The sequence below is a fragment of the Agromyces sp. GL_144 genome (genome assembly GCF_057834305.1).
The window spans coordinates 1,532,725-1,554,319 of the sequence record NZ_CM174399.1 but is presented as its reverse complement, the minus strand read 5'-3'; the positions used below and the strand labels follow the sequence as shown (position 1 = coordinate 1,554,319).

Sequence of the window (21,595 nt, the reverse complement as noted above, 5' to 3'; positions counted from 1 at the left end):
CCTCGGTCACTGCGTGGCGGCGACCCCCCGACCCGGGATCGCCTCGAGGAGCGCTCTGGTGTACGCCTCGCGTGGCGCGGTGAACACCGCGTCGATGTCGCCCTGCTCGACGATGCGGCCCTCGCGCATCACGGCCACGTCATGGGCGATGCGACGCACCACGGCGAGGTCGTGGGAGATGAACAGGTAGCTCGGCCCGAACTCCCGTTGGATGTCGACGAGCAGCGTGAGGATCTGGTCCTGGATCGACACGTCCAGCGCCGAGACCGGTTCGTCGAGCACCAGCAGGTCGGGGGAGATCGCGAGGGCGCGTGCGATGGCGACCCGCTGACGCTGGCCCCCCGAGAGCTCGGCGGCCCGGCGCCCCGCCGCCGTGCGCGGCAGCGCCACGACGTCGAGCAGCTCCGCCACGCGGGCGCGCCGGGTCGCGCGCGTGCCGATGCGGAACGCCTCGAGCGGATCGGCGATGATCTCGCCGATGCTCAGCCGCGGGTTCAGGGACGCGTAGGGGTTCTGGTGCACGAGCTGGGCGCGACGCCGGAACTGGCGGAGCGCCCGGCCGTCGAGCGCCGTGATGTCGGCGCCGTCGAACTCGATGCGCCCAGACGTCGGTTCGGTCAGGCGGAGCGCCAGTCGCGCGGTCGTCGACTTGCCCGACCCGGATTCGCCGACGACCGCGAGCGTTCGCCCGCGCCCGATCTCGAGGCTGACCCCGTCGACGGCGCGGACGCCTGCCCCGCCCGCGCCGCGAGGCGCCGCGAACTCCTTGACGAGGTCGACGAGGCGGAGCACGGCGTCGCCTTCGCCTTCGCCCGGGACGCGGTCGGCCGTGCCGGAGGCATCCGCCCGTCGACTGCGCGACACCGCACGCGGATCGTCGAGGCTCGGCGCCGCCGCGATGAGCGCCTTCGTGTACGGATGCCGCGGAGCGCCGATCACCTCGGCGGGCGTGCCGGTCTCGACGACCTCGCCCTGCGACATGACCACGATCCGGTCGGCGCGGTCCGCGGCGACGCCGAGATCGTGCGTGATGAGCAGCACGCTCGTGCCGATCTCGCGCTTGAGCAGGTCGATCCGGTCGAGGATCTGGCGCTGCACGGTGACGTCGAGCGCACTCGTCGGCTCGTCGGCGATGACGAGCGCCGGCCGGGCGATGATCGCGATGGCGATCAGCATGCGCTGCCGCATGCCGCCCGAGAGCTCGTGGGGGTACTGTTCGGCCCGCAGTCCCGGCTCGGGGAGGCCGGCCTCCTCGAGCGCGGCGATCGCACGCGAGCGGGCGTTCCGACGGTCGGCGAGTCCGTGGATGCGGAGCACCTCGCCGACCTGCGCGCCGATGCGCTGCACGGGGTTCAGGCTCACGGTCGGGTCCTGCGGGACGAAGCCGATCTCGCGCCCGCGGATGCCGCGGAGCTCCGCCTCCGACACCCGCGCGAGGTCTCGCCCGCGGAAGCGCACCGATCCCGACGCGATCGACGCCGAGGACGGCAGGAGGCGCAGGATCGCGTGCGCCGTGGTCGACTTGCCCGACCCGGACTCGCCGACGATCGCGACGGTCTCACCGGCGCCGACGACGAGGGATGCCTCGCGGACGCCGTCGATGACGCCCCCGTCGACGCGGTAGCGCACGGCCAGCCGGTCGACCTCGAGGAGCGGTGGAGCCCCGAGGCCGGCGATGGCCTCGGGCGCGGGGAGGGTCGCGATACTCATCTGGTTCGTCTCCGTTCGGTGTCGAGCGCGCGCGAGATGCGGTTGGCCGAGAGCACGGTGACCGCGATCACCAGGCCGGGCAGCGTCGTCAGCCACCACGCGACGCGCAGGAAGTCGCGTCCGCCGGCGACGAGCGCGCCCCACTCCGGCGCGGGCGGCGGCGCGCCGTATCCGAGGAAGCTGAGGGCGGACACCGCGAGGATCGCGGCCGCGAACTCGAGCGTGGCGAGCACGACCACCGGGCCCGCGGAATTGGGCAGCACGTGCCGGAAGAGCACGCGCGACCATCGATCGCCCGACGCGCGAGCCGCGTCGACGTAGACCGAGGTGCGCACCCGCAGCACCTCCGAACGCATGATCCGGGAGACGGACGCGATGCTCGCGATGCCGACCGCGACCGCCACGTTGACCGTTCCGAAGCCGAGCGCGGTGATGATCGCGAGCGACAGCAGCAGCGACGGGATGGCGAGCAGCACGTCCGCGAAGCGCATGACGCTCGCGTCGACCCATCGGCCGACGAAGCCGGCGACCAGGCCGAGCAGGGATCCGACCACGAGCCCGACGGCCACGGCGATCGCGGCGCCCTGCAACGAGAGCGCCGTGCCGTGCACCACGCGCGTGTAGAGGTCGCGGCCGAGCTGGTCGGTCCCGAACCAGTGCGCCGGCGATGGCGCCTGCAGCCGTTCGGCCGGCACGCCCGCGAGCGGATCGCCGGGGGCGAGCAGCCACGGCGCGACGGCCGCGAGCACGACGAGCACCGACCACACGATCGCGAGCACGAGCGTCGGACGCGCGAGCACCCAGCGGAGGCGGCCGGCGGCCGCGATCGCGGTGTCCGCCGACCTGGCGCGCACGGCATCGCCGAATCGTGCGTCGGCGGTGGCGGCGAACACGTCGTCCGACTGCTCGCGCGGCTCGGGTGCGAGCACGGCGGTCTCGGTCATGCGGTCACCTGTCCTTCGTGACGGGCCGGTGCGGCGGCACGGGGGCCGGTGCGTCGGCGGGTGTTCGGCCCGAGGATGCGGGGGTCGAGCAGCGGGTAGACGAGGTCGACGACGAGGTTGGCGACCACGAACGCCGCCGCGGCGAAGAGCACGACGCCGAGCACGACCGGCACGTCCTGCTGCGCCACGGCGCTCGCCGTGACCCGGCCGAGCCCCGGACGCGAGAAGACCGTCTCGGTCACCACCGCACCCGAGAGCAGGCCCCCGACGATGAGGCCGGTGATCGTCAGCGCCGGGAGGGCGGCGTTCTTCAGGGCATGGCCCAGATGCACGCGAGCCCGGCCGGCGCCCTTCGCCCACGCCGTGTCGACGTACGGTTCGGTGAGCGTCGCGGAGACGCTGTTCGAGAGCAGTTGCGCGATCATCGCCCCGGTCGGCAGCGCGAGCGCGATCGCCGGGAGCACGATCGAGGCGAACCCGGCGTCGCCGACGGCGGGGAAGAGCGGCAGCCCGAACGAGAACCACTGGATGAGCAGCAGGCCGAACCAGAACGACGGGATCGCCACGCCGAGCGGCGGCAGGCCGAGCAGCACGTTCGCGAGCCACCGGCGACGGGTGAAGTTCGCCGCGATCGCGAGGCCCGCGCCGAAGAGCACGGCGAGCAGGAGGCCGGCACCGGCGATCGCGAGCGTCGGCGGGATCGCGTCGGCGAGCACGCGGCTCACCGGAACGCCGGTCACGATCGAGGTTCCGAGGTCCCCGCGGAGCACGCCGAGCAGGTGGCCGAGGTACTGCACGAGGAGCGGTCGGTCGAGGCCGAACCGGGCACGCAACGCATCGAGCTGCTCGGGGCTGACATCGTTCGCGTCGACGCCCGCCAGCAGCGACACCGGGTCGCCCGGCAGCACGTAGAGCACGAAGAACGCGACCGTGTAGGCGGCCCAGAGCACGCCGACCGCCTGCAGCACCCGACCGCCGAGGTACCTCGCCATCAGGCTGCTCCCCCGTCGGGCGACCAGCCGAGCGCGGGCGCCACGCGCGTCGCCACGTCGTGCAGGATCTGCACGTAGTCGTCGCCCGAGAACTCGTAGGGCAGTTCGAGGCGCAGGTCGGTCACCTGTGCGACGGCGGGGTCGGCCAGCAGCCGCTCGACGAGGTCGTCCGCGCGGCCGACGAGGTCGGGCGCGAAGAGGGTGCGTCGTTCGCCGTGCGGCGCCAGCGTGCGATCGACCCGGCTCGCGCGATACTCCTCGTACCGGGCGCGGGTGCGACGATCGGCGCCGTCGGTGGGCACCACGACGCGACCGAGGGCGATCCTCGGCGCGCCTCGACCGCCGAACGCGCGGCGGTACCGTTCGAGCACGGCGACCTGGGCGGTCGCGAAGTCGTCGCTCGTCTCGCCGGAGACGATGTTGCCGGTCAGCAGGCCGAGCCCGTGCGCACCGGCCCACTCCGCCGACCCGAGGGATCCGCCGCCGTACCAGACGCGATCGCGCAGGCCGGGGCTGTAGGGCTGCAGACGCGGACGCTGCACGTTTCCCGGCGAGTGGATGACCGTGTCCTCGTCGCCGATGAAGTCGCCGCCGAGGTTGTCCAGGAGCCGTTCGATGCGCGAGTGCGAGAAGTCCTGGGCGCTCCAGTCGCCGTCGAACACCCTCTCGCCGATGAGGTCGACATGCGGTGGCCGCCCCGCGCTCAGCCCGACCTGCAACCGTCCGCCGGACAGCACGTCGGCCGTCGAGAGGTCCTCGGCCAGCCGGAACGGGCTCTCGTACCCGATCGGGATGACCCCGGTGCCGAGGGCGATCCGCGACGTGCGCTGCGACGCCGCGGCCAGGAACACCGCGGCCGAGGAGACGCCGTGCTCGAGATGCCGCTGGCGCACCCATGCGCCGTCGAATCCCAGTCGCTCGCCGGTCTCGAACAGGAGGAGCGTCTCCTCGAGGCCGACCCCGGGGCGATCGTCGTCGTAGTTGCCCGGGCTCAGGAACGCGAGGCTCGAGAGCGCCGGACGACGCCCGTCACGCGGGAGGTCGTGCACCGCCTCAGTACGTGCAGCGCGATCGGTCTCGGTGATCGAAGTCATGGTCTCCCCTGTTTCTCGGCGATTCGCGACGGGCTCGGCGGTCTTCGCGTCGGCGGCTCGGCCACACTGTTCCCGGCCGCGGATGCCCCGGGCAACCCGCGTCACGCCCTGTGACCCGGGGTGAACGAGTGTTGCGATTGCGACGACCTGTGACGTGCGGATGACGACGTCGCGAGTCCTCCGGTGAAGGCGTGTTGCGAAGAGTTCGCGTGCGTGACGACGGTCCTTGCGAGCACCGCGCCCAGGGTCGAACGTGGTCGGCATGACACGAACGACCACCATCGCCGTCGCGCTCGACGGAGCCGGCTGGCACCCCGCCGCCTGGCGAGATCCCTCCGCACGCCCGGCCGAGCTGTTCGGCCGCCGATACTGGCGCGACCTCGTGCAGGCCGCCGAACGCGCCGACGTCGACGTCGTGACCATCGAGGACGCCCTCGGCCTGCAGTCCTCGACGCTCTGGACGCCCGACGACCGCACCGACCAGGTGCGGGGCCGCCTCGACGCCCTGCTCATCGCCTCGTTCGTCGCCCCGGTCACGAGCCGCATCGGCCTCGTGCCGACCGTGACGACCACGCACACCGAGCCGTTCCACGTCGCGACCGGCCTGCAGACGCTCGACTTCGCGAGCCGGGGTCGTGCCGGCTGGCGACCGCAGCTCTCGGGCTCGCCGCACGAGGCCGCGCATTTCGGCCGCCGCACCGTGCCGACGGTCGACGTCGCGGCGCTGCTCGCCGGCGACTCGGAGCAGATCCGCGCGGGGTTCGACGAGGCGCGCGACGTCGTCGAGGTCGTCCGCCGCCTCTGGGACAGCTGGGAGGACGACGCGATCATCCGGGATGCCGCGACCGGCCGCTTCATCGACCGCGAGAGGATCCACGGCGCCGAGTTCGAGGGCGAGTGGTTCGACGTGAAGGGCGCCTCGATCGTGCCGCGCTCACCGCAGGGCCAGCCGCTCGTGGCGGTGCTCGCCCACCAGACGATCCCGTACGAGCTCGCCGCGACGAGCGCCGACCTCGTGTTCGTCACCCCGCACGACGATGCACAGTCCACGTCGATCCTCGCCGAGGTGCGCGACGCCGAGGCCCGCACCGGTCGTTCCGGCCGGCCGCTCTCGGTGCTCGCCGAGGTGCTCGTCGTGCTCGAATCCACGCCGGCGGGCGCACGTGCCGCGCTCGAACGCCTCGATGAGCAGAACGGCTCGCCCGTGGCATCCGACGCCCTCGTCTTCGCAGGGACGCCCGACCAATTGCTCGAGCGCATCGACGCCTGGACCGCGCTCGGCTACGACGGCGTGCGCATCCGCCCGGCACGCCTGCCACGCGATCTCGAGCAGCTCGCCGACTGGGTGCTGCCGTCACTCGGGCGAGCGGATGCCTCGGGGCCGACCCTGCGCGAACGGCTCGGCTTCGAGCTGCCCGAGAACCGGTACAGCACCGCACGAACGATCGAGGAGACCGCCGCATGACCAGCGCCAAGCGCCAGGTGCACCTGGCCGCCCATTTCCCGGGCGTGAACAGCACGACCCTGTGGGCCGACCCGCTGCAGCGCAGCCAGATCGACTTCACCGCGTTCGAGCATTTCGCGCGCACCGCCGAGCGCGGCCGCTTCGACTACCTGTTCCTGGCCGAGGGCCTGCGCCTGCGCGAGCACAAGGGGCAGCTGCACGAGCTCGACGTGGTCGGTCGGCCGAACGCGCTCGCCGTGCTCACCGCCCTCGCCGCGGTGACCGAGCACATCGGCCTCGTCGGCACGCTGAACGCGACCTTCAACGAGCCGTACGAGCTCGCGCGCCAGCTCTCGACGTTCGACCACCTCTCCGACGGGCGCGCCGGGTGGAACGTGGTCACGAGCTCGGATGCGTTCCATGGTGCGAACTTCCGCCGCGGCGGGTACCTCGACCATGCCGACCGCTACCGGCGCGCGACCGAGTTCGTGAGCCTCGCGAAGGAGCTCTGGGACAGCTGGCCAGCCGATGCCCTCGCCGCCGACCGCGCCGCAGGGCGGTTCCTCGCCCAGGATGCCGCCGAGGTCGGCGCCTTCGCGCACCGCGGACCGCAGTTCGACGTGCACGGCCGGTTCACGACTCCCGCGAGCCCGCAGCGATACCCGGTGATCGTGCAGGCCGGCGACTCCGCCGACGGCCGCGACTTCGCCGCGGAGCACGCCGAGGTCATCTTCTCCCGGCACAGCGCCTTCGACGAGGCGCGCACGTTCTACGCCGACGTGAAGGGCCGGCTCGCCGGCCGGGGCCGCACCGAGGACTCCCTGAAGATCCTGCCCGCGGTCACCTTCGCGATCGGCGACACGCAGGCCGAGGCCGAGGAGGTCGCACGGGCGACCTCGCTCGCCCAGGTCACGCCGCGCAATGCGATCACGGCGCTCGAACAGCTGTGGGGCACCGACCTCTCGGAGTACGACGCCGACGGCCCGTTGCCCGCCTTCGATCCGGGCGAGGGCCCGGCCGACACGGTCGCGGGCACGATCACGAAGGGCTGGGCGCCGCGCTTCCCCAATGCCGTGCAGATCGCGCGAGCCTGGCGGGCGCAGTCCGAGGCCGAGGGGCTCTCGATCCGCGAGCTCGTCATCAAGGTCGCCGGACGCCAGTCGTTCATCGGCACGCCCTCGCACATCGCCGCCGAGCTCGACCGATACGTGCAGGAGCGCGCGACCGACGGCTTCGTCATCGTCGGCACCACCTCGCCGCACGGCCTCGACGAGTTCGTCGAGCGCGTCGTGCCCGAGCTGCAGGATCGCGGCGTCCACCGCACCGAATACGAACCGGGCGCGACGCTGCGGCAGAACCTCGAGCTGCCGGAGCCCGGCGCACGGGTCGCGGCCGTTCGCGATGCCGAGGAGGTGCGCCGTGCCGGTTGAGTCGCAGGAGCCCGCCCGCCGGGTGCCGCTCGCGGTGCTCGACCTCGTGCCGATCGCCGATGGCTCGAACGCCGGCGAGGCGCTGCACCGCTCGATCGACCTCGCCCGCCGGGCGGAGTCGTTCGGCTACGCGCGCTACTGGCTGGCCGAGCACCACCTCAACCCGGGCGTCGCGGGTGCCGCGCCGCACACCTTCCTCGGCATCCTCGCCGCCTCGACCGAGCGCATCCGCGTGGGCACGGCGGCGACGATCCTCGGCAACTACGAGCCGTTGCAGGTCGCCGAGGCGTTCGGCACGGTCGCGGCGCTCTGGCCCGGCCGGGTCGACCTCGGCCTGGGTCGCAGCGGAATTCCACCAACGAAGGCAAGCGCTGCGGATGCCTCGGGCGCGGCCGTGCCCGCGACCCCGCCGTCGCCCGCGTCGCCCGTGGTGCCGCTCGGCCCCGAGGCGCCGGCGCCCGCGCCGTCCGCGGTCTCCGTCGAGGCGCCGGTTCACGCACCGGTTCAGGCGCCGGCAGCCCCCGAGTCCGGGGCCGTCGTCGCCTCGCCGGCCCCCAACGAGGTGATCGACGGGCTCGTGGTGCCGCCGCAGCGCCCGTTCCGCTTCGATCGGGTCAGGTTCGCGCTGCAGGCGAGACTCCTGGGGCGCACGGACGGCGATGCCGGCCGGTTCGCCGACGACGTCGACGCGCTGCGCGACTTCTTCGCCGGCCCCGTGCGCTACGCCGACGACAACCGGCCCGACGGCGTCACCGTGCAGGCCCAGCCCGCGACCCGCAATCCCGTGGAGCTCTGGGTGCACGGATCGAGCGCGGGCGAGAGCGCCCGCCTCGCGGGGCGGCTCGGCCTTCGGTTCGGCGCGAACTACCACGTCGCGCCGAGCGGCGTGCTGGCCGCCGTCGCCGAGTACCGCGCGCATTTCCGGCCCTCGGCCGAGCTCGAGCGGCCGCACACGATCGTCTCGGTCGACGTGGTCGTCGCGCCGACCGACGACGAGGCCCGCCGTCTCGCGAGCGGTTATGCGGAGTGGGTGCTCTCGATCCGCGAGGGCCAGGGCGCCGTGCCGTACCCGCGCCCCGAGCAGGCGAGGCCCGAGGCCGAGCTCTCGAGCATCGAACTCGACGCCGTGCAGGATCGCCTCGACACCCGCTTCGTGGGCTCGCCCGCGAGCGTCGTCGCGCAGCTCGAGACGCTGCAGCGTGCGACCGGCGCCGACGAACTGCTCATCACGACGATCACGCACGACCACGAGGCGCGGGTCGCGTCGTACCGGCTGCTCGCCGAGGCGTGGGGCGCCGTCACGTCTGGAGTCGAGACCTCTCCGGCCGACGCAGCCGTCGACCACGGCGAGCGAGCGGATGCCTCGGGCGAACGCTCCGAGCTCGCGGGCGCCGCGGTCGGCGTGTGACCGCCGCGACGCACGGCGTGCGGATCGGTGCCCGGCCCACGACGCCGAGCACCCTGCACCTGGACGCCGTCGCCCGCGAGGCCGAACGCCTCGCGGGCGCGGCGCCGCCCATCGCCTCACCGCATGACGGGGCCCCGCCCGAACTTCGCGCCGCCCTCGCCGCGGCGGTCGACGACCTGGCCCCGGCGCTCGGCGCGCTCTCCGCGCACCTGTTCGCGCTCGCCGAGCCCGCGTTCGCCGAGGTCGAGAGCGCAGCCGCCGTCGCGGAGACGCTCGCAGCCCGCGGCATCCGCTCGGAGCTCGGCGCCTTCGGGCTGCCGACCGCGCTCATCGCCGAGCTGCCCGCGGTCGACCCCTCCGTTGCTCCCGGTGCCGTCACCGGCCCGACCGTCGCCGTGCTCGCCGAGTACGACGCGCTGCCCGGGGTGGGCCACGCCTGCGGGCACAACGTCATCGCCGCGGCATCCGTCGGCGCGTTCCTCGCGCTGGCCGAGGCGAGGCGGCAGGATCCCGCCTCGGTGCCCGGTCGGGTGCTGCTGCTCGGCACGCCGGCCGAGGAGGGCGGCAACGGCAAGGAACTGCTCGCACGCGTCGGCGCCTTCGACGACGTCGACGTCGCGGTCATGGCGCATCCGTTCGGGGCCGACCTCGCCGATCCCGTCTTCATCGGCCGCCGCATCGTGCGCATCGTCTACCACGGGGTCGCCGCGCACGCCGCGGCCGCGCCCTTCCAGGGTCGCAACGCGCTCGACGCCGCGGCGCTCAACTACCAGGCGGTCGGCCTGCTGCGGCAGCACCTTCCGCCGGGCGACCGCATCCACGGCGTCGTGATCGACGGCGGCGCCCGTCCGAACGTCGTGCCCGAGCGCGCCGAGCTCGAGTACTACGTGCGCTCGCACGAGACCTCGACCCTGCGCGAGCTCTCGGCGCGCGTCGACGACATCGCGCACGGCATCGCGCTCGCGACCGGCACCGGCGTGGAGGTCAGGTGGGACCCGCAGCCGTTCAGCCTGCCGATCCGCCACAACGCGCCGCTCGCGGCCCGATGGGCGCTCGCGCAGGCCGAGCGGGGCCGACGCGTGCTGCGCGCGGCGGACGCGCCCGGCGCCCAGGCCGCATCGACCGACTTCGGCAACATCAGCCAGCGCCTGCCCGGCATCCACCCGGTCATCGCGATCGCGCCGCCCGAGATCGCGCTGCACACGCGCGAGTTCGCCGAGTACGCCGGCTCCCCCGCGTCCGTCGAGGCGGTGACGGATGCCGCGTACGGCCTCGCGGCCACCGTCGCCGACGTGCTGGTCGACGCCGACCTGCTGACGGCGGTGCGCGAGGACTTCGCGGCGACGGGCGGCCCGGTCGACGTCGAGCGCACGTTCGCATGAACACGGCCTGCCTGAGCGCGGCCGGCGCGGACACGGCCGGCGCGGGCACGGCGCGCGTGAGCACGGCGCGCGTGAGCACGGCGCGCGTGAGCACGACCGACGTGAGCATGGCCCCCGCGAGCACAGCGTGAGGCCCGCGGCATCCGCGACCCCACTGGATCGCACGTCGGGGCGTGTGCTCGCGCTCGGCGTGTCGACGGGATTCGTGACGATCATCGACCAGGCGGCGTTCCCGTTCGCGGTGCCGGGACTCCGCGACGACCTCGGTGCGGACGCCGGGCAGGTGCAATGGCTCGTCGCCGGATACTCGCTCGCGTTCGGGGCGGCGCTCCTGCCCGGAGGGCGGCTCGGCGACGTGTTCGGGCGGCGGGTGCCCTATCTCGTGGGGCTGCTGCTCTTCGCGGTCGGCGGGCTCCTCGCGGCGGGGGCCGGCGACGCGAACGTCGCGATCGTCGGACGGCTGGTGCAGGGTCTCGGCGCCGGGCTCGTGAACCCGCAGGTGCTCGGGTACTTCCAAGACCTGTTCACCGGGCCGGCGCGGGCGAAGGCGATCGGCGCGTACACGGTCTCGGCCTCGATCGCCGGACTCGTCTCGCCGCCCGTCGCCGGCTGGATCCTCGCGGCGGCCGCGCCCGGTCTCGGCTGGCGGTTCGTGGTGCTGCTCTCGGTGCCGGTCGTACTCGCGCTGCTCGTGTTCAATCTCGCGGTGCTGCCGCCTGCACCGCGAACGGGCGATCGGCGGAATGGCTTCGACCTGACCGGCCTCGCCCTGCTCATGGCGGCGATCCTCGCGCTCATGCTGCCGGTCACCGCCGGCGTGCCGGGAGGGCCGCTCTGGCTCGTCGTGGCCGCGCTCGCCGGGCTGGCGTTCGCCGGGTGGGAACGCCGACTCGCCCGTCGCCGCGGGTCGCCCGTGGTCGATCCGTTGCTCCTGCGCTCACGCGGCTTCATGCTCGGCACCGGGGTCGCCACGCTCATCTTCGGCTCCGGGCTCGGGCTCGGCATCGTCACGACGCTCTTCCTCATCGACGGCCTCGGGCTGTCGGCGCTGACGGCGGCGCTCCTGCTCGCCCCGCGCGCACTCGGCATGGCCGTCGGGAGCATGCAGAGCTGGCGGGTCGCCACGCGGTTCGGGCGCCGCGGCATCACGTTCGTGCTCGGCGCCGGCGCGGTGGCCGTGGCCGTGGAGGCCGTGCTCGTCTCCACCGGCTCGCCCCCGCTGGTGCTCATCGCCGTCGTCGTCGGATCGGTGCACGGCGTGCTTTCCGGGCTGGCCATCCCCTCCAACCAGACGCTGACGCTGGATCATGCGCCGGCGGAGTCCGCGGGCGTCGGGGCCGGTGTCCTGGCGCTGGCCCAGCGTCTCGCGGGAGCCGTATGCCTCGCCGCCGGCATCGGCCTGTTCATCGGCGGTGCGACACCCGCCGCGGGCTTCGCGACGGCCGCCGCCGTGTTCGCCGCGCTCTCCGCCGCGGCAGTGGCGATCTCGGCGTTCGATCGCAGCGCCGTGCGTGTCGGCTGAGCCGGCCGGACGCCCTCCCGCGTCGCCGACCCCCAGCACCTGCCACACCTCCTGCTCCCACCACCTCCTGTTCGCCACCCCTCCTGCTCCGCCACCCCTCCTGCTCTCGCACGACCTCCTGCTCCCGCTTTCGTTCTTCTCCTTTCACCGCGACTCGTCCTCCTCCTTTCACCGCGACTCGTCCTCCACAGGGGGCGAACTTCACGAGTTCTCCACAGGCAATAGTCCAGATCAGACGTGATATTCGCCGACTTCGAATGTCGGTGGGTCCTGCCAGACTCGAGACATGACCAACCCGACGGCGGCCCTCGACGCAGCTCTCGCCGCGCTGCACGACGAGTGGTCCGCCGCGCTGCCCGCGCATGCCGGCGATTCGCCGCCGAGCATGACGACGGATGCCTCGTGGGGGCCGCCCACGATGACCGACGCCGGGCTCGTGCGTGCGATGCAGGCCGCGGCGCAACTCCGTCGCGAGGCCGCAACCGTTCTCGCGGGGCTCGCCGCCGAGGTCGCACAGCGATCGCGGGGCGGCTACGGCACCGAGGGCCTCGCGAAGCAGCACGGGCATCGCAATGCCATCCAACTCGTCGCAGCAGTCACCGCAGAATCGCTCGCCGACGCCGGCAGGCTCGTGCGCGTGGGCGAGTCCGCACGGCCCCGCGCATCCATCACCGGCGAGCGCCTCCCTGCCAAGCGACCGCAGGTCGCCGCAGCTCTCGCGAGCGCCTCGATCTCGATCGACGCCGCCGATGCGATCGCGACCATGCTCGACCGCGTCGCCATCCGCACGAGCACCGACCGACTCGACGCGTATGAGGCAGAACTCACACGGTTCGCCATCGGCACGCCGCTCTCGATCCTCACCCGCGCCGTGCGCGCGGCCGAAGCACGGCTCGACCCCGACGGCGTCGAACCGCGCGAGGAACACCTGCTCGCACAGCGCTCGGTCACGATCACCGAAGACGCATCGGGAATGGTGCTCATCCGGGCGCGACTCGATCCCGTCACCGCGGCGCCGGTCAAGGCCGCCCTCGAGACGATCGTCACCGAGGTGCTCGCCCGCCGGCGCGCGCACCCGAACGACGGCGCCGGCCCGATGCTCGCCGACGAGCGCAGCATCCCGCAGCTCCCGGCCGACGCGCTCGCCGATGAGTGCGGCCCCGTGCTCGCTGATGAGCGCAGCATCCCGCAACTGCAGGCCGACGCGCTCGCCGACCTCGCCAGGCATGCCCTCGGCTGCTCCTCGATGCCGAACGCCGCCGCCGCGACCGTGGTCGTGAGGCTCGACCTCGCGGCGCTCACCGACCAGCTCGGCACGGCCGAGGTCGACGGACTCGATCGACCGATCTCCGCCGCCGCGGCACGCCGACTCGCCACCGACGCCGATCTCATCCCGGTCGTGCTCGACGGCGCGAGCCTGCCGCTCGATGTCGGGCGAACGAAGCGGTTCTTCACCTCGGCGCAGCGCATCGCCCTCGCCGAGCGCGATGGCGGCTGCGCCTGCTGCGGTCGCAACATCGGCTACGTCCAGGCGCACCACATCCGCTGGTGGCATCGACACCGAGGTCGCACCGATCTCAGCAACGGTGTCCTGCTGTGCTCCTTCTGCCATCACGTCGTTCATCGTGAGGGCTGGCAGATCCGCGCCTCCGCCGACGCCGTCTGGTTCATCCCGCCTCCGCACGTCGACCCCGAGCAACGACCGAGGCTCGGGGGCCGCCGACGCTTCGAACTCACGACGGCCGACGCCGCCGCATGAACACCGCACAACACGCCTCCATGACGCGCGCGGCGCGAGCCCGCGACTCAAGCGACCCGGCTCATGCGCACCCATCCACAAGGCCCCGATCTCACTCGATCACACTCACACTCACACGCACACGCACACGCACACGCCCACTCCACACGGCGCCGATTCGCCCCACGCGCCCACACTGGTCCGCGAATGCCCGCGCGGCCGATCTCGCCTTCGCGCACGGAGTTACGCCCCGTGACGCCCGCCCGAAACCTTCCGTCACGACTCCCAGAAGCCCCTTGCGACCTGCCTAGCATTCCCACATGACCGACACGCTGAGCTCCACGAACGCCACTGCCGAGACATCCGGTGCCGAGGCATCCGGTGCCGAGGCATCCGCCACGGTGACATCCGCCCCCGTGACATCGGCCGCGCCCACGGCCGCGCCCCTCGACCGCGCCGCCTTCGCCCGCGAATGGGAGGAGTGGCACCGCGACCACGAGGCGGCCCGGGCGAACGGCCATGGCTTCCTCGCCGTGACGGGCCTGCATTGGCTGGGCACCGAGCCGCAGCGCCTGCCCGGCGCACCCGGCCGCTGGTCGACGAGCGACGCGGGCCCGGTCGTCGAACTCGACGAGGGCGACGTGCTCGAGCTCGACGGCGTCGCGCTCGAGGGGCGGCACGGATTCGGCGCGATCCCAGAGCGAGGCGGCGTCACGCTCCGTTCCGGCGAACTCGCCATCGAGGTCGCCCGCCGCGGCGGCAACGACATCGTGCGACCGCGAGACCCGGCCTTCCCGTTCCTCGCGGCGTATTCGGGCACGCCGACGTACCTGCCGAACCCGCGCTGGCTCGCGCCCGGCCGGTTCGTGCCGTTCGACGAACCGCGCGAGATCACGGTCGACGCCGCCGTCGAGGGTCTCCAGCACGTCTACGAGGCACCCGGCGAGGTCGAGTTCGTTCTGCGCGGCGAGACGTTCCGCCTGATCGCCTTCAACGGCAAGGAACCCGGCAGCCTCTTCGTGCTGTTCACCGATGCCACGAGCGGGCTCACCACGTACGCCGCGAACCGCAGCCTCGCGATCGCCGCGCCCGCCGAAGACGGCACGGTCGTGCTCGACTTCAACCGCGCGGTGAACCTGCCGTGCGCGTACACCGACTACGCGACCTGCCCGCTGCCGCCCTCCGGCAACCGTCTGCCGGTCGGCGTCGAGGCCGGCGAGAAGACCCCGCTCGCGCGGGTCGAGGCGACGAGCACGGGGGCCTGAGCCATGCGATTCCAGCTGCTCGACATCGTCCCGCACGTCGAGAATCCCATCACCGGGCGACTCGTGAGCACGGCGGACCGGCTCGACCAGACCGTCGAGTCCGCCAGGCGCGCCGAGCGCCTCGGCTTCGACGCGTTCTCGGTCGGCGAGCGTCACGCCGGGCACTTCCTGTCGTCCTCGCCTACGGTGCTGCTCGGCGCGATCGCCGCGACGACCTCGCGCATCCGCCTGCACACGGGCGTCACCGTGCTCTCGGTGCTCGACCCGGTGCGGGTCGCCGAGGACTACGCGACGATCGACCAGCTCTCGCGCGGCCGCCTCGAGCTGACCATCGGCAAGGGCAACGAGGCGGCCCAGTTCCCCCTGTTCGGGCTCGAGATCGACGATCAATGGGAACTCCTCGCCGACAAGTACGCGCTGCTGCGGCGCCTCTGGCGCGAGACCGACGTCGAATGGGCGGCCACGCCCTACACGCGCGCGCAGCACGCCACGACGACGCTCCCCCGGCCCTTCGACGGGGCGCCCCGAGTCTGGCACGGCTCGGCCACGACGCTCGCCTCGGCCGCCCTCGCAGCCAAGTGGGGCGATCCACTGTTCAGCGCCAACGCGATCCAGCCGCTGCAGAACTACGCGGTGCTCGTGCGGCACTACCGAGACGAGTTCGCCAGGCACGGCCACGACCCCCGCGTCGCCTACGTGGGCGCGGGATCGGGCTCGCTCTACCTCGCGGACACGACGCAGCAGGCCAAGGAGCTCTACGGACCCGTCTACGATGCGCTGGTGGCAGCCACCAACGTCCCGGGCAACAACACGCCCTTCCGCGACATCGATCACGCGATCGCCGAGGGTCCTGCCCTCGTCGGCAGCCCCCAGCAGGTCATCGACAAGATCGCCCGGTTCCACGAGGTGTTCGGTCACGACCTGCAGTCGGTGAGCCTTCCGACGACCCTGCCCGTCGAGCAGCAGCACGAGCAGCTCGACCGTCTCGCCTCCGAGGTCTTCCCGGTGCTGCGACGCGAGTTCCCGACGACGCTCTGGGGCGAGGGCGACCCGTACGCGACCCGACCCGCCTTCGCGGGCGGCGGCCACGAGTCCCGTTCCAGCCGCCACTCGGCCGCCCCGGTGACCCCGGTGGCCGCCTGATGGCCGGGTCGACCGCGTTCACGATCCGTGTTGCGCACGCCGACGAGTACCCCGCCGTGGCCGCGCTCACCGAGCGGGCGTTCGCGGCCGGCCCGTACGGGCACCTGCCCGTGCCTCCCGAGCGACGCGCGCTCGTGAACGCCGTGGCCGACCGCGCGGCCTCAGGCGCCGTGCTCGTCGCGGTCGACGGCGGGGCGCCCGACCCCGGCACGGTCGGCAGCAGCACGCCCGACCCCGGCACGGTCGGCAGCAGCACGCCCGACCCCGGCACGGTCGGCAGCAGCACGCTCAACCCCGGCACGGTCGGCAGCAGCACGATCATCGGCACCGTGAGCCTCCTGCGCGCGGGCTCGGCGCAGTCGCGACTGGCGGTCGACGAGGAGGCCGAACTGCGCCTGCTGGCCGTCGCGCCAGAGGGTCGCGGCCGTGGCATCGGCGAGGCGCTCGCCCTCGCGGCCCAGGAGGAGGCGCTCACCTGGGGCGCTCCGGCCGTCGTGCTCGACACGGGCACGCTGAACCTCCCCGCGCAGCGGCTCTACGAACGACTCGGCTACGAGCGGTTCACGCCGTCTGCCGGTGGTCCGAGCACCGAGCCGGCGAAGGAGCCGGCCCGCGCCGATCGAGAGATCGCCGATCGAGAGAGCGCCGATCGAGAGAGCAGCGCTGATGCCGCGACATCCGACGCCCGCATCGACCACGTCGACTATCGGCTTCCGCTGCACGACCGCGACGACCTCGTGATCCGGCTCGTGCGAGACGACGAGTTCGAGGCCGTCGCCGCGCTCTCACTGCGCGCCTACGAGCACGCGTACGAGCTCTCCGACGGATACCGCGCCTCCATCCTCGACGTCGCGCCACGCGCCCGCGAGCACCAGGTGTGGGTCGGCCGATCGCGAGACGGGCGAGCTGCTCGGCAGCGTCGCCACCCCTCGACGCGGCGGCACGATCTCCCCGCTCGCCCAACGGGGCGAGCTCGACTTCCGCCTGCTCGCCGTCGATCCGCCCGCGCGTGGGCGAGGCGTCGGTGAGGCGCTCACCCGCCTGGCGATCGAACTCGCCCGACTGCGCGGCCTCGAGCGCGTCGTGATGAACAGCGGCGAGCAGATGACCGGCGCGCACCGGCTCTACGGCCGCCTCGGCTTCGCTCGACTGAGCGAACGGGAGCGAGACATCGTCGACGGCGACCGGCGCATCCGGCTGTTCGCGTTCACGATCGACGTGCCGAGCACCACACGGTCGATCGCCGCCTGAGTCGATCCCCGCCCGAGTCGATCACCGCCTGACGGGCGTCACGAGTTCGCACTCGGCCGTGCAACGAGCGGCGCCCTGGCCGGTGCACCCTGCACTTCGACGCGACGGCAGGATTCGAACCTGCGAATGGCGGGCTATGAGTCCGCTCCCTTGGACCACTTGGGTACGCCGCGATGCATCACCGTTCGGGTGCACGTGCTCAGTCCGGCCGAAGGCCGGCGGTCAGTCTCAGTCCGGCCGAAGGCCGGCGGTCATCCGGGCGAAGACGCGGTCGACGCGCCGCTCGCTGAGCCGGTGGCACCCGGCCTCGCATGTTCCGGTTCCGCCTTGGCACGCACGCACCGCCTTCGATCGAGCGGCGCTCTCCTGGGCCAACACGAGCTCCGCAGCCGGCAGCATGAACGCCGCGGTGTATCCGCTCGCGCCGAGCATCAGCATGAATCGCTCGATGTCTCCCATGCGTCTCGCCTTCCGTCGGATGCGGCCGCTCGGTCCCGGCCTCGGTCAGGTGTCGGATGCTGCGGGGCCGACCAGCACCGGTCGATCGGCCCCGCGGCATCCGTCGTTCAGGTCGTGCTCCTCGGGTCGTGCTACTCGGACTTCGGGAGCCCGGGCGGGTTGATCTCCGAAGCGTCGATGCCCTCGCTCGTGAGCGCCCACCGCTCGAGCACCTCGTCGTAGGTGCCGTCGTCGATGATCGACTGCAGTACGAGCTGCACCGACTCGATGAGGCCGTTGCCCTTGGCCGTGCCGGCCGCGATCGGCGCGGTCTCGGGCCAGCCGCCGTTCAGGGTGCCGACGAGCTTGGTCTCACCGGTCGTGGCCGCGCGGTACGCGGCGGTGGCGTTCGGACCGAAGCTCGCGTCGACGCGACCCGACGAGAGCGCGAGGTCGGAGGCGGCCTGGTCGTCGTAGTACACGAGTTCGGCCGGTGCCTCGCCGGCGTCCTCGAGCTCCGTGTTCCAGGCGAGCAGGATCTTCTCCTGGTTCGTGCCCGAGCCGACGACGATCTTCAGTCCCGAGATGTCCTCGGAGCCCGCGATCTCGTCGATGTCGCTGTCGGCCTTCACGTAGAAGCCGAGCAGGTCCTGGCGGTAGCTCGCGAAGTCGTAGAGCTCCTTGCGCTCCTCGGTCACCGTGACGTTCGAGGCGATGAGGTCGTACTTGCCCGACTGGATGCCGAGCGGCCAGTCCGCCCAGTTGACGGCGACCGGGTTGTACTCGAGCCCGAGGCCGTCGGCGATGAGCGAACCGAAGTCCGCCTCGCTGCCGATGACGGTCTTGTCGTCATCGGATGCGAGCACGCCGAGCGGTGCCGCGTACGGCGAGACGGCGACGGTGAGCTTGCCGTCTTCGATCGGGGTGAACCCGCTCGCCTCGAGCGCGTCGACGGCGGCCTGCACCGGTTCGATGCTCGGCCGGTCGACCGCGTTCTGCGAGGTGAGGTCGAACTGCGTCGCGGCCGCCACCTGCTCCTCGGTCGTGCCGGTCGTGCCGGCCGCGTCGTCGTCGGCCGACGCGGAGGCGCCGGCGCCGACGGCCCACGCGATGCCGCCGCCGACCAGGGCCACCGCCGCGACGCCCGCGACGATCACCCAGACCTGCTTCTTGTTGATTGCCATGAGGGGACTCTCCTAGTGTTGTGCTCGTCCGATGGCCGGGTCGGTTCTCGGATATCCCGGCGCGGCACCGCAGATGCCGCGCCGGGTCTTGCTCGCCCCGGTGCTCGGTCAGAGCACCTTCGCGAGGAAGTCTCTGGTGCGCGGATGCCGCGGACTGCGCAGCACCTCGGCGGGGGTGCCCTGCTCGAGGATCTCTCCGTTGTCGAGGAACACGACGCGGTCGGCGACCTCGCGCGCGAAGCCGATCTCGTGGGTCACGATGATGAGCGTCGTGCCGTCGCGGGCGAGGCCCCTGATGACATCGAGCACCTCGCCGACGAGTTCGGGGTCGAGGGCGCTCGTCGGTTCGTCGAAGAGCAGCACCTTCGGCGAGAGCGCGAGTGCCCGTGCGATCGCGACGCGCTGCTGCTGCCCACCCGAGAGCTGGCGCGGGTAGTGGTCGGCCTTGTCGGCCAGACCCACTCGCGACAGCAGAGCCTCCGCCAGTGATCGGGCCTGCCCGCGATCCTGCCGGCGCAGGGCGACCGGCGCCTCGATGATGTTCTCGATCGCCGTGAGGTGCGGGAAGAGGTTGAAGTTCTGGAACACGAGACCGACCTGCGTGCGCCGGCGCAGGATCTCGGCCTCGCGGAGTTCGTGCAGCGTGTCGCCCTTGCGCTCGTAGCCGATGTACTGCCCGTCGACGGTGATCGACCCGCGGTCGACCGTCTCGAGGTGGTTGATCGTGCGCAGCAGCGTCGACTTGCCGGAGCCCGACGGGCCGATGAGGGCGACGACCTGCCCCGGCTCGACGGTGAGCGAGACATCCCGCAGCACCTGGTTCGCGCCGTACGACTTGGAGACGTCGGTGATCTCCACGCGGCCGACGGTCGCGCGTGCCGCCGGGGCGGCGACGGCGAGCCCGTCGAACGAAGGGCTGAGGGTCGTGGCGGTCATGCGGCACCTCCGGTTCGCGTCGCGGTGGGTTCGGCTTCACGTTCGGCTTCGGATCCGCCTGGCGCCGGCCCCGCGGCATCCGCCCCGTTCGGCGCGTCGCCGAGCCGCGCCCACTGCGTGCTCACCCAGCGCCTCGCCCGCTGCAGCGGGGTCGGCGGCAGTTCGCGCACGGCGCCGCGGGCGAAACGCCGTTCGACGTAGTACTGCGCGACCGAGAGCACCGTCGTGATGAGTGCGTACCAGACCACCGCGACGAGCAGCAGCGGGATGACGCGCTGGTTCCGGTTGTAGATGACCTGCACGGTGTAGAAGAGCTCGGGCAGCGCGACGATGAAGACGACCGAGGTGCCCTTGACGAGGCCGATGATCTCGTTGAACGCGTTCGGCACGATGGCCCGCGCCGCCTGCGGCAGCGTGATGCGGAAGAAGCGGATGCGTCGGGGCAGGCCGAGTGCGCCGGCGGCCTCGATCTGGCCCTGGTCGACCGACAGGATGCCGGCGCGGATGATCTCGGCCGAGTACGCGGCCTGGTGCAGCGAGAGGCCGATGGCGGCCGCCGCGAACGCGCTGATGAGGGTCGTCGTCTGGAACTCGGCGATCCAGAAGTCGGTCGTGAACGGCGTGCCCAGCCCGATCGTCGGGTAGAGGTATCCGAGGTTGTACCAGACGAGGATCTGCACGACGAGCGGCACCGACCGGAAGAACCAGATGTACCACCACGCCGCGGCGTTCAGCAGGGGCGACTTCGAGAGCCGGAACACCGCGAGCACCGCGCCGAGCGCGAAGCCCGCGACCCCGGCGACCACGGTCAGCCAGAGCGTGAGCCACAGTCCGTTGACGACCGACGGCCCGAAGAAGTACTCGGCGAAGACGTTCCACTCCCACTTCGGGTTCGACGCGAGCGACCACAGGAACTGGAGTACGAGGAAGACGACGACGGCCGACGCGATCCAGCGGCCCCAGTGCTTGACGGGAACGACCCGCAGACCGGCGTCCGGATGAGCGGGGCCCGACGGCGTTCCCGGCTCGACCGGGTCGGCCGCGGGTCGCCCGGGAGCGGATGCGTCCGCGCCGGCGGGTCGGCTCGAGGCATCCGTCTTCTCGGCGCGAGCGCCCACGACGGCGCTCATGCGAGCACCTCCGACGAGTTGAACGCGGTGTCGGGCGTGGCGTCGCGTGCGGTGTCGAGCGCGGAGTCGAGGTGCTTGTCGAACCCGTGGATGCCGATCTCCTCGGCGGGGCGCGACGGGTCGAAGCGCGGCACGTACCCGCTCGCGAGGTAGAGCGCGACGGCCTCGGGCTGGCGCGGTCCGGTCGTCAGCGTGATGTCGCGATATCCGCGCTCGTGCGCCGCCCGCTCGAGCTCGGCGACGACGCGCCTGCCGAGGCCCTGCCCTCGGTGCTCGGGGTGGGTCCACACGCGCTTCAGCTCCGCGGTGTGCTCGTCGTAGCGGCGGAACGCACCGCCCGCGATGGGCTCGCCGTCGGCGAGGAGCAGGAGGAACGCGCCGTGCGGCGGCGCGAAGTCGGCCGCCGGGTAGCGCAGCAGTTCCGTGCTCGCCGGCTCCCCGAAGAAGTCGCCGTACCGTCCGTCGTACTCGCGCTCGAGATCCGCGAGCAGCGGCTCGGCCAGCTCGTCGTCCACGCTCACGAATCGGACGCTCACCTCGGTGGTCATCGTTCGCTCCGTCCTGCTCGTCGTTCCGACCCGGCA

General features: G+C 72.7%; 18 protein-coding genes, 1 tRNA gene and 1 pseudogene. 10 read left to right on the top strand and 10 right to left on the bottom strand.

Going from position 1 to position 21,595, the window contains the following annotated elements:
* Positions 1–6 precede the first annotated feature (6 nt).
* The 4 genes from AC3IPY_RS06945 to AC3IPY_RS06930 are packed head-to-tail and all read right to left on the bottom strand — an operon-like array spanning position 7 to position 4,740.
* Entirely contained in the window at positions 7–1,710 is a 1,704-nt protein-coding gene (locus tag AC3IPY_RS06945) for a dipeptide ABC transporter ATP-binding protein (protein ID WP_489187616.1), read from the bottom strand.
* The gene (locus tag AC3IPY_RS06940; RefSeq protein ID WP_489187614.1) at positions 1,707–2,654 is read right to left on the bottom strand and encodes an ABC transporter permease; all 948 of its coding nucleotides are present in this window, start codon (positions 2,652–2,654) and stop codon (positions 1,707–1,709) included. Before AC3IPY_RS06940 ends, AC3IPY_RS06945 begins: the two co-directional genes overlap by 4 nt.
* Positions 2,651–3,646 carry an ABC transporter permease gene (locus AC3IPY_RS06935; protein WP_489187612.1) on the bottom strand — a complete coding sequence of 332 codons (996 nt, stop codon included), beginning with the start codon at positions 3,644–3,646 and terminating at the stop codon, positions 2,651–2,653. The genes AC3IPY_RS06940 and AC3IPY_RS06935 overlap by 4 nt, the downstream gene beginning before the upstream one ends.
* Positions 3,646–4,740, bottom strand: coding sequence for an LLM class flavin-dependent oxidoreductase (locus AC3IPY_RS06930; RefSeq protein WP_489187611.1), 1,095 nt, complete (start codon positions 4,738–4,740; stop codon positions 3,646–3,648). The genes AC3IPY_RS06935 and AC3IPY_RS06930 overlap by 1 nt, the downstream gene beginning before the upstream one ends.
* 262 nt (positions 4,741–5,002) lie before the next feature.
* Here AC3IPY_RS06930 and AC3IPY_RS06925 point away from each other — a divergent pair, with 262 nt between their 5' ends.
* The 10 genes and pseudogenes from AC3IPY_RS06925 (at position 5,003) to AC3IPY_RS06880 (ending at position 17,323) form a co-directional block, all read left to right on the top strand.
* The gene (locus tag AC3IPY_RS06925) at positions 5,003–6,205 is read left to right on the top strand and encodes an LLM class flavin-dependent oxidoreductase (protein WP_489187610.1); all 1,203 of its coding nucleotides are present in this window, start codon (positions 5,003–5,005) and stop codon (positions 6,203–6,205) included.
* Positions 6,202–7,614, top strand: a complete 1,413-nt coding sequence (locus AC3IPY_RS06920) for an NtaA/DmoA family FMN-dependent monooxygenase (protein ID WP_489187608.1) — start codon at positions 6,202–6,204, stop codon at positions 7,612–7,614. Before AC3IPY_RS06925 ends, AC3IPY_RS06920 begins: the two co-directional genes overlap by 4 nt.
* Positions 7,604–9,022, top strand: a complete 1,419-nt coding sequence (locus AC3IPY_RS06915; protein ID WP_489187606.1) for an LLM class flavin-dependent oxidoreductase — start codon at positions 7,604–7,606, stop codon at positions 9,020–9,022. Before AC3IPY_RS06920 ends, AC3IPY_RS06915 begins: the two co-directional genes overlap by 11 nt.
* Complete coding sequence (locus AC3IPY_RS06910; RefSeq protein WP_489187605.1) at positions 9,019–10,404, top strand: amidohydrolase; 1,386 nt, start codon at positions 9,019–9,021, stop codon at positions 10,402–10,404. Before AC3IPY_RS06915 ends, AC3IPY_RS06910 begins: the two co-directional genes overlap by 4 nt.
* A 205-nt stretch (positions 10,405–10,609) precedes the next feature.
* Positions 10,610–11,926, top strand: coding sequence for an MFS transporter (locus AC3IPY_RS06905; RefSeq protein WP_489187603.1), 1,317 nt, complete (start codon positions 10,610–10,612; stop codon positions 11,924–11,926).
* A gap of 286 nt (positions 11,927–12,212) precedes the next feature.
* Positions 12,213–13,685 (top strand): HNH endonuclease signature motif containing protein, encoded by a 1,473-nt coding sequence (locus AC3IPY_RS06900; RefSeq protein WP_489187601.1) that lies wholly within the window; start codon positions 12,213–12,215, stop codon positions 13,683–13,685.
* Positions 13,686–13,984: 299 nt separating this feature from the next.
* Positions 13,985–14,929, top strand: coding sequence for a DUF1684 domain-containing protein (locus AC3IPY_RS06895; RefSeq protein WP_489187599.1), 945 nt, complete (start codon positions 13,985–13,987; stop codon positions 14,927–14,929).
* Between the two features lie 3 nt (positions 14,930–14,932).
* Positions 14,933–16,072, top strand: coding sequence for an LLM class flavin-dependent oxidoreductase (locus AC3IPY_RS06890; RefSeq protein ID WP_489187597.1), 1,140 nt, complete (start codon positions 14,933–14,935; stop codon positions 16,070–16,072).
* Positions 16,072–16,572, top strand: a pseudogene (locus AC3IPY_RS06885) (GNAT family N-acetyltransferase); the annotation flags it as partial. The gene AC3IPY_RS06890 and the pseudogene AC3IPY_RS06885, both read left to right, overlap by 1 nt.
* Before the next feature lie 406 nt (positions 16,573–16,978).
* Positions 16,979–17,323 (top strand): GNAT family N-acetyltransferase, encoded by a 345-nt coding sequence (locus AC3IPY_RS06880; RefSeq protein ID WP_489188265.1) that lies wholly within the window; start codon positions 16,979–16,981, stop codon positions 17,321–17,323.
* Positions 17,324–17,422: 99 nt separating this feature from the next.
* On the opposite strand, the gene AC3IPY_RS06875 is transcribed toward AC3IPY_RS06880, so the two are convergent.
* From AC3IPY_RS06875 to AC3IPY_RS06850, 6 genes are all read right to left on the bottom strand, one after another.
* Positions 17,423–17,496, bottom strand: a tRNA-Met gene (locus AC3IPY_RS06875).
* Positions 17,497–17,551: 55 nt separating this feature from the next.
* On the bottom strand, positions 17,552–17,782 hold the full coding sequence (locus AC3IPY_RS06870) for a hypothetical protein (RefSeq protein WP_489187596.1): 231 nt from the start codon (positions 17,780–17,782) through the stop codon (positions 17,552–17,554).
* A 131-nt stretch (positions 17,783–17,913) separates the two neighbouring features.
* The gene (locus AC3IPY_RS06865; protein WP_489187595.1) at positions 17,914–18,945 is read right to left on the bottom strand and encodes an ABC transporter substrate-binding protein; all 1,032 of its coding nucleotides are present in this window, start codon (positions 18,943–18,945) and stop codon (positions 17,914–17,916) included.
* Between the two features lie 108 nt (positions 18,946–19,053).
* The gene (locus AC3IPY_RS06860; RefSeq protein ID WP_489187593.1) at positions 19,054–19,881 is read right to left on the bottom strand and encodes an amino acid ABC transporter ATP-binding protein; all 828 of its coding nucleotides are present in this window, start codon (positions 19,879–19,881) and stop codon (positions 19,054–19,056) included.
* Positions 19,878–21,011: an amino acid ABC transporter permease gene (locus AC3IPY_RS06855; RefSeq protein WP_489187592.1), complete on the bottom strand. Its 1,134-nt coding sequence runs from the start codon at positions 21,009–21,011 to the stop codon at positions 19,878–19,880. The genes AC3IPY_RS06860 and AC3IPY_RS06855 overlap by 4 nt, the downstream gene beginning before the upstream one ends.
* Complete coding sequence (locus AC3IPY_RS06850) at positions 21,008–21,559, bottom strand: GNAT family N-acetyltransferase (protein ID WP_489187590.1); 552 nt, start codon at positions 21,557–21,559, stop codon at positions 21,008–21,010. The genes AC3IPY_RS06855 and AC3IPY_RS06850 overlap by 4 nt, the downstream gene beginning before the upstream one ends.
* Between the last annotated feature and the right edge of the window lie 36 nt (positions 21,560–21,595).

Excerpts from the sequence above, each read along its gene's own strand:
- AC3IPY_RS06850 (WP_489187590.1), bottom strand. The coding sequence starts at position 21,559 with ATGACCACCGAGGTGAGCGTCCGATTCGTGAGCGTGGACGACGAGCTG.
- AC3IPY_RS06900 (WP_489187601.1), top strand. The coding sequence starts at position 12,213 with ATGACCAACCCGACGGCGGCCCTCGACGCAGCTCTCGCCGCGCTGCAC.
- AC3IPY_RS06860 (WP_489187593.1), bottom strand. The coding sequence starts at position 19,881 with ATGACCGCCACGACCCTCAGCCCTTCGTTCGACGGGCTCGCCGTCGCC.
- AC3IPY_RS06890 (WP_489187597.1), top strand. The coding sequence starts at position 14,933 with ATGCGATTCCAGCTGCTCGACATCGTCCCGCACGTCGAGAATCCCATC.
- AC3IPY_RS06925 (WP_489187610.1), top strand. The coding sequence starts at position 5,003 with ATGACACGAACGACCACCATCGCCGTCGCGCTCGACGGAGCCGGCTGG.
- AC3IPY_RS06895 (WP_489187599.1), top strand. The coding sequence starts at position 13,985 with ATGACCGACACGCTGAGCTCCACGAACGCCACTGCCGAGACATCCGGT.
- AC3IPY_RS06920 (WP_489187608.1), top strand. The coding sequence starts at position 6,202 with ATGACCAGCGCCAAGCGCCAGGTGCACCTGGCCGCCCATTTCCCGGGC.
- AC3IPY_RS06865 (WP_489187595.1), bottom strand. The coding sequence starts at position 18,945 with ATGGCAATCAACAAGAAGCAGGTCTGGGTGATCGTCGCGGGCGTCGCG.
- AC3IPY_RS06855 (WP_489187592.1), bottom strand. The coding sequence starts at position 21,011 with ATGAGCGCCGTCGTGGGCGCTCGCGCCGAGAAGACGGATGCCTCGAGC.
- AC3IPY_RS06870 (WP_489187596.1), bottom strand. The coding sequence starts at position 17,782 with ATGGGAGACATCGAGCGATTCATGCTGATGCTCGGCGCGAGCGGATAC.
- AC3IPY_RS06930 (WP_489187611.1), bottom strand. The coding sequence starts at position 4,740 with ATGACTTCGATCACCGAGACCGATCGCGCTGCACGTACTGAGGCGGTG.
- AC3IPY_RS06940 (WP_489187614.1), bottom strand. The coding sequence starts at position 2,654 with ATGACCGAGACCGCCGTGCTCGCACCCGAGCCGCGCGAGCAGTCGGAC.
- AC3IPY_RS06935 (WP_489187612.1), bottom strand. The coding sequence starts at position 3,646 with ATGGCGAGGTACCTCGGCGGTCGGGTGCTGCAGGCGGTCGGCGTGCTC.
- AC3IPY_RS06945 (WP_489187616.1), bottom strand. The coding sequence starts at position 1,710 with ATGAGTATCGCGACCCTCCCCGCGCCCGAGGCCATCGCCGGCCTCGGG.